Source organism: Mucilaginibacter ginkgonis, assembly GCF_009754905.2.
Classification (GTDB): domain Bacteria; phylum Bacteroidota; class Bacteroidia; order Sphingobacteriales; family Sphingobacteriaceae; genus Mucilaginibacter; species Mucilaginibacter ginkgonis.
In genome coordinates this window covers 3055057-3067418 of the sequence record NZ_CP066775.1, presented here as the reverse complement: position 1 = coordinate 3067418, position 12362 = coordinate 3055057, and the positions used below count along the sequence as shown (strand labels likewise).

At 46.2% G+C, this 12362-nt stretch carries 11 protein-coding genes; 10 read left to right on the top strand and 1 reads right to left on the bottom strand.

Annotated features, from left to right (window positions below; translation table 11 throughout):
* Nucleotides 1–25 precede the first annotated feature (25 nt).
* From GO620_RS14255 to GO620_RS14215, 9 genes are all read left to right on the top strand, one after another.
* The gene (locus GO620_RS14255) at nucleotides 26–1093 is read left to right on the top strand and encodes a glycoside hydrolase family 43 protein (RefSeq protein ID WP_157524438.1); all 1068 of its coding nucleotides are present in this window, start codon (nucleotides 26–28) and stop codon (nucleotides 1091–1093) included.
* An 82-nt stretch (nucleotides 1094–1175) separates the two neighbouring features.
* On the top strand, nucleotides 1176–1586 hold the full coding sequence (locus GO620_RS14250; RefSeq protein ID WP_157524437.1) for a DUF4199 domain-containing protein: 411 nt from the start codon (nucleotides 1176–1178) through the stop codon (nucleotides 1584–1586).
* On the top strand, nucleotides 1579–1890 hold the full coding sequence (locus tag GO620_RS14245; RefSeq protein WP_244139416.1) for a DUF2752 domain-containing protein: 312 nt from the start codon (nucleotides 1579–1581) through the stop codon (nucleotides 1888–1890). The genes GO620_RS14250 and GO620_RS14245 overlap by 8 nt, the downstream gene beginning before the upstream one ends.
* A complete protein-coding gene (locus tag GO620_RS14240) occupies nucleotides 1883–2239 on the top strand; it encodes a TM2 domain-containing protein (RefSeq protein WP_157524436.1) in 357 nt (118 codons plus the stop codon). The genes GO620_RS14245 and GO620_RS14240 overlap by 8 nt, the downstream gene beginning before the upstream one ends.
* Nucleotides 2240–2254: 15 nt before the next feature.
* Nucleotides 2255–3352 (top strand): Nif3-like dinuclear metal center hexameric protein, encoded by a 1098-nt coding sequence (locus GO620_RS14235; protein ID WP_157524435.1) that lies wholly within the window; start codon nucleotides 2255–2257, stop codon nucleotides 3350–3352.
* Nucleotides 3352–4095 (top strand): zinc ribbon domain-containing protein, encoded by a 744-nt coding sequence (locus GO620_RS14230; protein ID WP_157524434.1) that lies wholly within the window; start codon nucleotides 3352–3354, stop codon nucleotides 4093–4095. Before GO620_RS14235 ends, GO620_RS14230 begins: the two co-directional genes overlap by 1 nt.
* A gap of 177 nt (nucleotides 4096–4272) precedes the next feature.
* The gene (locus GO620_RS14225) at nucleotides 4273–5754 is read left to right on the top strand and encodes a tetratricopeptide repeat protein (protein WP_157524433.1); all 1482 of its coding nucleotides are present in this window, start codon (nucleotides 4273–4275) and stop codon (nucleotides 5752–5754) included.
* A 318-nt stretch (nucleotides 5755–6072) separates the two neighbouring features.
* Nucleotides 6073–8238 (top strand): S9 family peptidase, encoded by a 2166-nt coding sequence (locus GO620_RS14220; protein ID WP_157524432.1) that lies wholly within the window; start codon nucleotides 6073–6075, stop codon nucleotides 8236–8238.
* A gap of 82 nt (nucleotides 8239–8320) precedes the next feature.
* Nucleotides 8321–10786 carry a S9 family peptidase gene (locus GO620_RS14215; RefSeq protein ID WP_244139415.1) on the top strand — a complete coding sequence of 822 codons (2466 nt, stop codon included), beginning with the start codon at nucleotides 8321–8323 and terminating at the stop codon, nucleotides 10784–10786.
* 58 nt (nucleotides 10787–10844) lie between these two features.
* Here GO620_RS14215 and GO620_RS14210 read toward each other — a convergent pair whose 3' ends face one another.
* On the bottom strand, nucleotides 10845–11255 hold the full coding sequence (locus GO620_RS14210) for a BrxA/BrxB family bacilliredoxin (RefSeq protein WP_157525117.1): 411 nt from the start codon (nucleotides 11253–11255) through the stop codon (nucleotides 10845–10847).
* A 146-nt stretch (nucleotides 11256–11401) separates the two neighbouring features.
* Between GO620_RS14210 and GO620_RS14205 the strand changes: the two genes are divergently transcribed.
* Nucleotides 11402–12295 carry a M23 family metallopeptidase gene (locus tag GO620_RS14205; protein WP_198173532.1) on the top strand — a complete coding sequence of 298 codons (894 nt, stop codon included), beginning with the start codon at nucleotides 11402–11404 and terminating at the stop codon, nucleotides 12293–12295.
* Nucleotides 12296–12362: the final 67 nt, after the last annotated feature.

Below are 12362 nucleotides of genomic sequence, written 5' to 3'. Positions count from 1 at the left end.
TCATAAGTCCTATCTTTAACCAACCATGAAAATCATCAAATGCTTTATAACCATTTCATTGTTGTTCGGCGGCTTATTCACTGCTTCTGCCCAAACCAAAACCTCAGGCAATCCCATATTTCCGGGTTGGTATGCCGACCCGGATAACCTGATCGTTAACGACCAATATTGGATCTTCCCTACCTACTCCGGCGACACGATGAAGACCATCCAGCAAACAGGGCTCAATGGACAACAAATGATGCTGCAGAAAAACACCATTAACAAAGGCTATTTGAAGCAAACATTTCTGGACGCGTTCTCGTCTCCCGACCTGGTGACCTGGCAAAAACATTCGCATATATTGGATATTAAAGATTTTAAGTGGGCAGCCTACGCCATCTGGGCACCGGCTATCGTTCACAAAGGCAATAAATATTACCTGTTTTTCGGCGCTAATGATATTCAGAATGATAACCAGCCGGGCGGTATCGGTATCGGCGTTGCTGACAAACCTGAAGGCCCTTACCGCGACTACCTGGGCAAGCCATTGGTTGACAAGTTTTACAATGGCGCCCAACCTATAGACCAATTTGTTTTTCACGATACTGATGGCAAATACTACCTCATCTACGGCGGCTGGCGCCATTGCAACATTGGCCAGTTAACGCCGGACTTTACAGGTTTTGTGCCTTTTGCTGATGGCAGCATTTTTAAATCTATTACCCCGGATAACTATGTTGAAGGGCCTTACATGATCAAACGCAAAGGTAAATACTACCTGATGTGGAGTGAAGGCGGCTGGACAGGCCCCGATTACAGTGTTGCATATGCCATAAGCGATTCGCCGATGGGCCCGTTCAAGCGAGTTGGGAAGATCCTGAAACAAGACCTTGCGATAGCAACGGGTGCGGGGCATAATTCTGTAATGAACATACCCGGAACGGATGACTGGTACATGATCTATCATCGGCGGCCGCTAGGTGTAACTGACGGCAACCACCGCGAAGTGTGCATAGATAGAATGTATTTCGACAAGCAGGGCGACATACAGCCGGTTAAGATCACAATGGAGGGTGTGCCGGCGCGACGGTTAAAAATGAAGAGCAGATAAAACAATCTGTAAGTAAAAATTCTTTTTAGTGTATAATTTAACCTGCAACCTATAAATTGCATTAACTAACCACTACTTTACCATGAAAAACGCTATCATTTACGGTTTAATTATAGGCATTTTAAGCGGCGGCTGGCTGTTTGCCATGCACTGGGCCGGTTACGATACCCAGGCAGATAAAACCGCACCTTTTGAATATTTCTCTATTCTGATACCTGTTATTGGCTTATACTTTGGCGTACGCAGCTACCGCGAAAATGAAACAAACGGCAAGTTTGGTTTCCTGCAGGCTTTCGGTCAAAGCTTTAAGATACTAATTGTTGCAGGCGTTGTAGCCATTGCAATGGGAATTTGGTATGTAAGTTATATCGGCGGTCAGAAAACTAATACGCAAGATTTCTCGGGTCGTATATTCGCGGCGTTACTTATTGGTGTGCTTAGTGCCCTGGCAGCCTCGCTATTGTTAATGACCAAACCGGAGCAAGTTGATTAAACTGCTGAAAAATAATTTCGAACTGATATTCTGGCTAATGGCTATCGTGGCATTGGGAGTAACTAACCCCGGCAGCGATAGCCATTTCGTTTTATGCCCGCTGCGGTTAATGGGCATTACCTGGTGCCCAGGCTGTGGCATAGGCCACGCCATAAGTTACTTGATTCACGGCGACATAGGCAATTCGCTTAAAGCACATTGGCTGGGTATACCCGCACTTTTTGTAACATTTTATCGCATATGGTCTCTAATCTGTATACAAATCTTTAAATTTAAAGAACTTAAAACCTACAGCCATGAATAATAACCCATATGCTTCATTCCCCGGAGTAACCTTTGAAGAGATTAGTTTTTTAAGGCAAATGACAACCGGCTTAACCGAGTCGCAAAATCAAACGTTTTTAAATCTTTACTACGGTCGCCGTAAAAGTCCGCAAGACATATTGATATTCACGCTGATTGGTTTTATTGGTATTGCCGGCGTACAGCGATTTGTTGTAGGGCAGATTGGTATGGGCATCATTTATGTTTTCACCGGTGGTTTTTGCCTGATAGGCACTATCATAGATCTGATAAACCACAAAAGTCTTGCTAACGAATACAACCAAAAAATGGCTTACGAAAGTATTGAGATCGCCAGGATGGGTGTGTAATACCGGGTTTGTTTAATGAAACTTTCAGAACTAATCAATTACCTTGAAACCCTCGCGCCGCCGCAATACCAGGAAGAGTATGACAACTCGGGATTGATCGTTGGCAGGCCTGACATGGAGATCAGCCAGGCATTGATCTCGCTCGATTGTACAGAAGAGGTTGTTGACGAGGCCATAGCAACCGGCTGCCAGGTCATCGTATCGCACCACCCTATTGTTTTCAAAGGCTTAAAAAAGTTTAACGGCAAAACTTATGTAGAACGTGTTGTAGAGAAAGCCATTCGCCGTAACATTGCGCTTTACGCTATACATACCAATCTGGATAACGTTACCGATGGTGTAAACCGCCGCATTTGCCAGCGGTTGGGGCTCACTAACTGCCGTATCCTGTCGCCAAAACAAGGCATCCTCAAAAAACTTGTAACTTATGTACCACAGCTGCAAGCCAAACAAGTTCGCGAAGCATTATTTAAAGCAGGTGCAGGGCAGATAGGCGATTATAGCGAATGCAGTTTCAACGCGGATGGTACGGGCACCTTTAAACCCGGGGATAATACAGATCCGTTTGTGGGTACACCGGGCGAGCAACACCATGAAGCAGAGGTGCGTGTCGAGACGATCTATCCTGCAAGGCTGGAAAGTAAAATATTGATGGCTTTATTCCTGGCGCATCCTTATGAAGAGGTTGCTTACGACCTTTATCAGCTGACGAACCAGTACCAGGATATCGGTTCGGGGATGATCGGAGAAATAGAGCATGGCATCTCTGAAAGTGACTATCTGCGGCATATTAAGAACAGCCTCGACGCCACTGTGATTCGCCATACAGAACTCCGTGGCAAGCCGGTAAAAAAGGTGGCCGTTTGCGGCGGCGCCGGAGGCTTTCTGTTAATGCAAGCCATTGCCGCGGGTGCAGACATTTTTATTACTGCAGATTACAAATACCATGAGTTTTTTGATGCCGAGAAAAAGATAGTGATAGCAGATGTGGGGCACTTTGAAAGTGAGCAGTTTACGCAGCATTTATTGTATGAAAAAATTAAAGAAAAATTTGCTAACTTTGCCCTCCGCTTAACAGAAATAAATACAAACCCCATAAAATATTTTATTTGATGGAACAAACCGTAGAACAAAAGCTTAAAGCTTTATACGAACTACAAACTATACACACCAAAATTGACAGGATCCGCCAGGTACGCGGCGAGCTGCCAATGGAGGTTGCCGATTTGGAAGACGATGTTGCACAATTAGAAACACGTATCCAAAAAAGCAAAGCCGAGCTTGATGACCTTGAGGACGACATTGTTACCCGCAAAAACCTGATCAAAGATGCGCAGGCTAATATTAAAAAATACGAAACCCAGCTTAACGAGGTAAAAAACAACCGCGAATATGAGGCGATCTCTAAAGAAATAGAGATCCAGGGCCTTGATATCCAGGTGAGCGAAAAGAAGATTCGCGAGTTTGAATATGAGATAAGCAACAAAACGCAGGTTTACGAAAAAGCTGCTGCTGATCTAGAGGCACGCAAAACAGACCTTGACGTTAAGAAAGACGAGTTAGGTACCATTACTGCTGAAACACAAAAAGATGAAGAAGCTTTAAATGTTGAAGCAGAGAAAGCTACCGCTAATATTGAGCCCCGTTTGTTGACTGCTTACACCCGTTTACGCCAGAATGCAAAAAACGGCCTGGCTGTTGTAACTATTCAGCGCGATTCATGCTCAGGCTGCTTTAACCAGATCCCGCCTCAGCGCCAGTCGGACATCCGTCAGCGTAAAAAAATAATTGTTTGCGAACATTGTGGCCGTATTTTGGTTGATGAGCAGACAGCTCTGGAAACCGAAGCCGTATAATTAAAAAAATTATAGATTTAAGGCGTCCGTTAGCTAACGGGCGCCTTTTTTGTTTTCAAGTGGTTTGTCATCCCGCGCAGAGCGAGGGAGCTTATTCAGCTATGTCATGCTGAGCCTGTCGAAGCGCTACACGTATTCTTCGGCATCTCAAATTGCCCGGCCTTTATTAATATCTGCATGCCCAAAAAACTTTTAGCCCTTTTACTTTTTCTTGCAAGCACAACAACCGCCTTTGCCAACTTTGATTTTAACGCCAACTGCCAGCAAGCCTATACCAACATTTTAAGTCTTAAACTTAAACGCGCCCGTGTGCTTATCGATCAGGAAAAGGCCGCGCGCCCCAATAATGCCATCACCGTCCTGCTTGATAATTATTACGATTACTTCTGGCTGCTCACATCAGAAAGCAAAGCCGATTTTGACAGGCTAAAAGACAATAAATCTAAACGCTTGAACTTGTTGGAAGACGAGGACGACCATTCGCCTTATTACAATTTTTCATTAGCGCAGGTAAACTTGCAATGGGCATTGATCCACTCGCGCTTTGGCGAAAACACAACGGCAGGTTTTGAGATCAATCGCGCCTGGAAACTATTGAACGCGAACAATAAAAAGTTCCCCGGCTTTTTACCCGACGATATCCCAAGAGGCCTCGTTAACGTATTACTGGGTGCTTTGCCCGATGGCGCATTAAAAAGCGCGCTTAGCTTTTTCGGCGTAAAAGGCAATATTAATACGGGCTTAAATAGTCTGCAGCAACTGGCTTCAAAGTTGCCGCACACAAGCTATGCTATGTACTACGACGAACTGGTATTCTATCTTACCTATGTACAATCGTATGTGCTGAACGACCCGGCAGCGTATATCAAAATGCATCAATACATTGCACAGATGGATAGCGGCAGTTTGCTTAAAACTTATGTGCGCGCGTTTGTGAGCCTGCGCACCGGTCACAGTTCCGAAGCTATAAAGTGTTTGAACGAACGTCCCGACGGCGGGGAGTATCAGCCTTACCCTTACCTGACCTATCTGGAGGCGGTGGCTAAAATGAACCGGTTAGATAATAATGCCGACGATTACTTCCGCAGGTTTTTAGCAGAGAACAAAGGTGTCAGTTACGTAAAGGACACTTATTTGCATTTAGCATGGGACGCCGCGCTGCACGGCGATAACAAAGGCTATCAGAGCTATATTCAACAGGTAAAAGCAAAAGGGTATTCTTTCAATGACAAAGACAAGCAAGCATTAACAGAGGCCGCGAACCCTACGCCTAATGCCGACCTGCTTAGGGCGAGGTTATTATTCGATGGTGGATATTATGATAAAGCGCTGGATATCCTTGACGGTAAAAACCCCGAAAGCTACCCTTCAGCAGGCGAAAAGGCTGATTACTATTATCGTTTAGGCCGGGTTTACGAAGCTATGGGCAAAAATGCTAATGCCTTGCAGAACTATCAGCAGGCTATAAACACCGGCAAAGGTACGCCTTACTATTACGGGCCTATGTCTGCAGTAAAAATGGGTAACATCTACGAAGAGCAGAAAAATAAACCCGAGGCCACGCACTACTACAACATGGCTATTGCCTTTAAGAACCATCAGTTTGAAAACAGTGTGGAACAAAAGGCCAAAGAGGGCTTGAAGAGGTTGGGGTACTAATACGGACTGCCGCGTATTGGTGTCCTAAACTCAGGGCTAACATATCCAACCTTAGAACGTCAGCGCGCAGCTTCGGTGATAAATTGCTGCAGGGACTAGGCCTGCGGGGTTGAGGGCCGAAGCAGCAATTTTGCAGGGCGAAAGCCTTGTGCGGCAAAAGAAGCCTTGCGCTGACTTGGCACTTTTGGTTCTTTTGTTGCTAAGACAAAAGAACATAGCCTCACGGCGAATGAGCTCCAACTATATCTAAAATAGTAATCTCCGTCTTCGTACAGTTTAAAGTAATCCATTATATTTAGCCATCAATCATTCCTCGTCATGAAAAAAGGCCTGCTTATTTTTTTTATTTCCTTAACGGTACTTGCAACCAAAGCGCAGCAAAACAGCCAGTATATCCAGGTTAAAGATATGACTAAGATAAAACAACTGCGTGGTGCTACCATTTCACACAGCGGCAAATGGGTTGCTTTTACCGTTACGTCCATTGTACCTGATGAGAATGATAAAAAGGAATACAACTATCGCAATCAGATTTACCTCGTCCCTGTTGATGGTAGCGCCCCAGCAAGGGCCTTAACGGCGATCAGCAATAATAACAACCAACCAGCCTGGTCGCCGGATGATAGCAAGCTGGCATTTGTTCGCCTTACTAAAAACAAAACGCAGGTATTTATTATGCCGCTTAACGGCGGCGATGCCATGCAGCTGACTAACGACAGCCGCGGAGCCAACGCGCCGCAATGGTCCCCAGATGGTAGCAAGATATTGTATTCTGTAAATGTAAGCTATCCCGAAATGCTTAAGGATTCGGTCCTTAATCCGGGAAAAAAAGTACCGGGATGGTCTATGGAAATGCCGGGTTATAAAACAAACCCGCTGTCAACAAAAGCTAAACAAAACCCCGACGGCAACCTGGACGAGATACGTGCTTTCTTGACCCAGGACGAAGCTGATAACAAAGTAAAGGTGTTCAACAAACTCAACTTTGAAGGTGAAGCCTCAACGGAACCATACTTCGATTTTGGCCATTATATGCTCATAGACGCTAAGCCGGGCGCTGTAGCTAAACCGCTTACCTTCGGTTTCCATAGTTACAATTCGGCTTATTTTACACCTGACGGCAAAAACATCATCATGACCGGCGACGCGGACACGCTGGCCAATCCAGATCGTAACCGTGACAATACTGTTTACATGATGTCGCTTGCCGGCGGCACGCCTAAAGCGCTGATCAGGGAAGAAGGATCTACTGTAAGCAACGGCAGTGTTTCGCCATCCGGCAGGTATTTGGTGTACCAGGTTGGCAAAAATATGCAGATCAATGTCGCTAAATTAATGGTCTATGATTTTGAGAATCCGGGAAAAAAGATGGAGATACCTGTCGACAGGTCCGTCACCCAAACCGTTTGGGCCGCCGACAGTAAAAGCCTTTATTTTACCGCACAATCTAACGGTGGTATCCCAATTTATAAAGCCAGCCTGGCAAACCTAAAGCCTGAGCAACTATCATCTTTCGAAGCAGGTATGAGCAGCCTTGACATCGGCAAAGACAAAATAGTCTACGTAAAAACCGAAGTAGCTAACCCATTCGAACTGTATACCGCAGGCTTAAACAATGCATCGCCGAAAAGATTGACGTCCCTTAATGCGGAATGGCTGGCTGGCAAAAAACTCAGTTATCCCGAAAAGAAAATTTATACCAACAGCAAGGGTATGAAGGTGGAATATTGGGTGATGAAACCTACAAATTTCGACCCGGCTAAGAAGTATCCGGTAATGCTGCAGATCCACGGTGGGCCAACCGCCATGTGGGGACCGGGCGAGAGCACCATGTGGCATGAGTATCAATTCTTTTGCGCGCATGGTTACGGCGTAGTTTATTCAAACCCGCGCGGCTCCGGCGGTTACGGCATCGACTTTTTAAAAGCCAATTACCAGGACTGGGGCACAGGCCCTCAGGAAGATGTACTTGCCGCGCTTGATGGCGCGCTTGCCGAAGGCTGGGGCGATAAAGATAAAACTGTTGCTACAGGCGGCTCTTATGCCGGCTACCTAACCGGTTGGCTGGCGGGGCATACCAAACGCTTTACAGCGATATCGTCGCAGCGGGGTGTTTATGATCTCACAACGTTCTTCGGTGAGGGCAATGCATGGCAGCTGGTGCCGATGTACTTCGGCGGTTATCCCTGGGAAGAGAGCATCAGGCCGATATTAGCGCGCGAGTCGCCATTCACTTATGTGAACCAGATCACTACGCCATACTTAATGCTGCATGGCGAAACAGACTTACGCACAGGCATTGTTCAGGGCGAGATGATGTACAAGGCGTTAAAGGTTTTGAACCGCCCTGTTGAATATGTGCAGCATCCGGGCGGTACGCATGAGTTGGTACGCAGCGGTAATGTGCGCCAGCGCTTAGACCAGATGCTGCGTATTTATGAGTTCTTTGGAAGATATATTCCTGAGACAGTTAAGGCTCAATAACCTGCTATGTAACAATTAAATTGCGTGTGCGCCACAAGTGACACAACTGTTTAACTTGCATTCCCTTTTTAACATAATCTATATGAGGAAAATCTTTACCCTGGCTTTATGTGTAACCTGCGGAACTTCATTTGCGCAAACGCTGGGCAAACTTACTGTCGAAAAAATAATGCGCGACCCAAAGTGGATGGGTACGGCGCCATCAAACATCCGCTGGAGCGATGACAGCAAAAAAATATATTTTAACTGGAACCCCGAGAATGCCGACCGCGACGCGCTTTACAGCATCACCCCCACAGACATTAAACCGCAAAAAGTAAGCATTGATGAGCGCCGGGATGCCTTGCCCGGCAACGGTGTGTGGAATAAAAACCATACAGTTAAAGCCTACGAACACAACGGCGACATTTACTTAAGCAATTACAAAACGGATAAAACCACGCAACTAACCCGCACAACAGACCGCGAAAGCAACGCAGTTTTCAGCGGGGACGAAAGCCACATTATCTTCGTGAAAGCAGACAATTTGTATTCGATAAGCCTTGCAAACGGCCAATTGATACAGCTGACCAACTTCACCAAGAACGGGCCTACCGTTGCTGCGACTGCTGATGTCGTACAGGGACGCCGTGGCGGTGCAGGTGGTTTTGGTGGTGGCGCTGCCGGCGGGCCCCGCGCGGGCGCAACTGCTGCTACAGCAGGTGGAGAGACCCAGCAATCGAGATGGTTGAAGGCTGAACAACTTGAACTATTCGATGTGATCAAAGAAAAAGCGAAGCTGGATAAAGAAGAAGCTGCCGACCGCCGAAGTTTGCGGCCTAAACAGCTGCGCGAAATAGGCGTTGGCGACCAAACTGTTAATTCTGTTTTCGTTAGTCCTGATAATCGCTATATCACCTACCGTTTGATCAAACAGGCCGAAGGCGCTCGTATCACAGAAGTGCCTAATTATGTCACCGCAAGTGGTTTTACAGAAGATATTCCTAACCGTACCAAGGTTGGTTCGCCGCAGGCAACATCTGCATCATTTGTTTTTGACACACAGCGGGACACCGTTTACGCGATAGACACTAAAGACGTACCGGGCATAAAAGATCTGCCAGATTATGTTAAAGATTATCCAAAGCAGTTAGAAGAGCGCACTAAACGCAATGAAGACCGCAAGGTAGTTGTACATGGCCCTTATTGGAGTGAGGACAGCAAAAACGCCGTCGTTATTGTAACGGCACAAGACAATAAGGATCGCTGGATCATGAAACTAGATCCTGCTACCGGCAAGCTTACCCAGTTAGACCGCCAGCATGACAATGCATGGATAGGCGGCCCCGGTATTGGCGGTGGCGGATTCTCAGGCGGAAACGTTGGCTGGATAGATGATAACCGGTTCTACTTTCAAAGCGAAGCGAGTGGTTACTCACATATTTACACGATAAATGTCGCGACCGGTGAAAAGAAACAGCTAACCACCGGTAAATGGGAAGTGCAGCAGCTTGACCTGTCAAACGACCGTAAGTCGTTTTACTTCGTTGGTAATATGGAGCATCCGGGCATTACCCACTATTATAAATTATCTGTAAATGGTGGCACGCCCGTTAAGATCACCACTATGAAAGGCGGTAATGAGGTATCGGTTTCTCCCGATGAAAAATGGCTGGCTATCCGCTATTCGTATTCAAATAAGCCCTGGGAACTATACATCCAGCCGAATAAAGCGGGTGCAAAACCCATGCAGGTAACCAATTCTGTCACTGCAGAATTTAAGTCGTACCCATGGCGCGATCCGCAAATGATCACGTTTAAAAACCGTTATGGCAGCGATGTTTACGCGAGACTATATGTACCGGCAAACCCTGACCCGTCGCGCCCGGCAGTAGTGTTTGTTCATGGCGCAGGTTACCTGCAAAACGTGCACTATTGGTGGAGTTCATACTCGCATGAGTATATGTTCAATAACCTACTAGCCGACCAAGGATATACTGTGCTCGATATCGACTACACCGGCAGCGCAGGCTATGGCCGCGATTGGCGGACCGGTATTTATCGCCACATGGGAGGTAAGGATTTGACTGACCAGGTAGACGGTGTAAAACTATTGGTTGATAAATATGGCGTCAATCCGGCTCATGTGGGCTTGTATGGTGGCTCGTACGGCGGATTCATCACGCTGATGGCCATGTTCACTACACCCGATGTTTTTGCCGCGGGAGCAGGTTTGCGTTCTGTAACAGATTGGGCGCATTATAATCATGGCTACACAGACAATATTCTCAATGAACCATATTTAGATGAGAACGCCTATAAGGCAAGCTCTCCTATCTATTTCGCGAATGGTTTAAAGGGCAAGTTATTGATGTGCCACGGTATGGTAGACCAGAATGTGAATTTCCAGGACATTATAAGATTAACCCAGCGGTTGATAGAGTTGCATAAAGACAATTGGTCGCTGGCGCCATACCCGGTAGAGGACCACGGCTTTGTACAACCCAGCAGCTGGACGGATGAGTATAAGCGCATACTCAACATGTTTGACGAAACGCTAAAAAAATAATCATACGAAAAAGGCCGCCTCGATAAGGGCGGCCTTTTTAATATCTGATCAAAAACGATTAGCAGTACTGGTCAAACGCGTGAACAAGGTTATCGGCGATCATTTGTGCCGGGCGGCCTTCAATTTGATGGCGCTCGATAATGTGCACCAGTTTACCGTCTTTAAACAACGCCATAGATGGCGAAGACGGCGGGTAAGGCAACATATAATTGCGGGCAGCATCAACAGCGTCTTTTTCCATACCCGCAAAAACTGTAACTAATTTGTTCGGGCGTTTGCCATTCTTAGCTGCCATGCGCGCAGCAGGGCGGGCGTTCGCGGCAGCACAGCCACAAACAGAATTCACCATAACAAACGTAGTGCCTTCGCTTTCAACGGCTTCTTTTACAGCATCGGCATTCAAAAGTTCTTCAAAACCTTCGTTTGTCAACTCGGCCCTCATCGGGGCCACTAAATATTCTGGATACATCATCTTTTTTTATATTTGGAATACAAAAGTAACTAAACCGCTAATAAATATTTTTAGGCGCTAAAATATTAACATTAAGTTGACGTTATTTTTGAGCTTGCCCGGCAATGTGCAAGCGCCCCCTGATTAAAAATTTAGATTATTGTATGAACTTAAAACGAAGAGATTTAGGTGTGGACGGAGTATTTGATGAAAACGGATCTAACGCCAAAGTACTGCAAGTAAAAGCCAAGCATTTTAACAGATTAAGATTTACGCTGGTTATAGCATTTAGTTTAGCTGCCGGATTGACCTATAGTGTAAAACGTTTATATGATAACGGCGTAGCACAGGCCGAAGAAAATTACAGGCTTTCAACTCAGGTTGTGGCCCTGCGCAGCCAGCTGGATGCAGGCACTACACGCCTTGAGGCCTTGACAGCCGCTACAGATAGCAGCAACACAAAAGCATTAAGCTACATAGACGGTATACAAGGAAAGCTTAAAAAGATAAACGATTACCTGGGTCGCCGCGGATTAAAGAGCGTTTCTTTCAGAGGTGTAACGGCAAGTATATCAGCAAACCCTTCTAAGAAGGCATCAAACATACAGCTATATGCCAAGTATAACCGTTACCTGGAGCTATTGGTAAACAACGTTGCAATGGTGCCAATGGGTTATCCGCGTATCAGCAGTTTTACTTCTTTCTTTGGCTATAGAGGTAACCCATTTGATTTTGGCCGTAATGAATTTCACCCCGGTCTGGATTTCCGCGGGCAGGTAGGCGACCCGGTTAAGTGCACGGCAAGCGGCCGCATTGTCTTTACAGGTCGTGCGGGCGGATACGGTAATTGCGTGCGCATTCAGCACGCAAATGGTGTGCAAACATGGTATGGGCACCTGTCGCGTATTAGCGTTCATGAAGGTCAAAGTGTTACCGTTGGCGAGGTAATTGGCAAAGTTGGTTCAACAGGCCGCTCAACAGGTCCCCATTTACACTATGAAGTAAGGCGTAACGGCCGGGCAGTAAACCCGCAGCAATATCTTACCCTAAGCGAATAAATTGCGCTGCTTTGGCTGATGGTTTTATTTACAGCATGTTAATAACTAATTTTGCGGTAATTAAAAT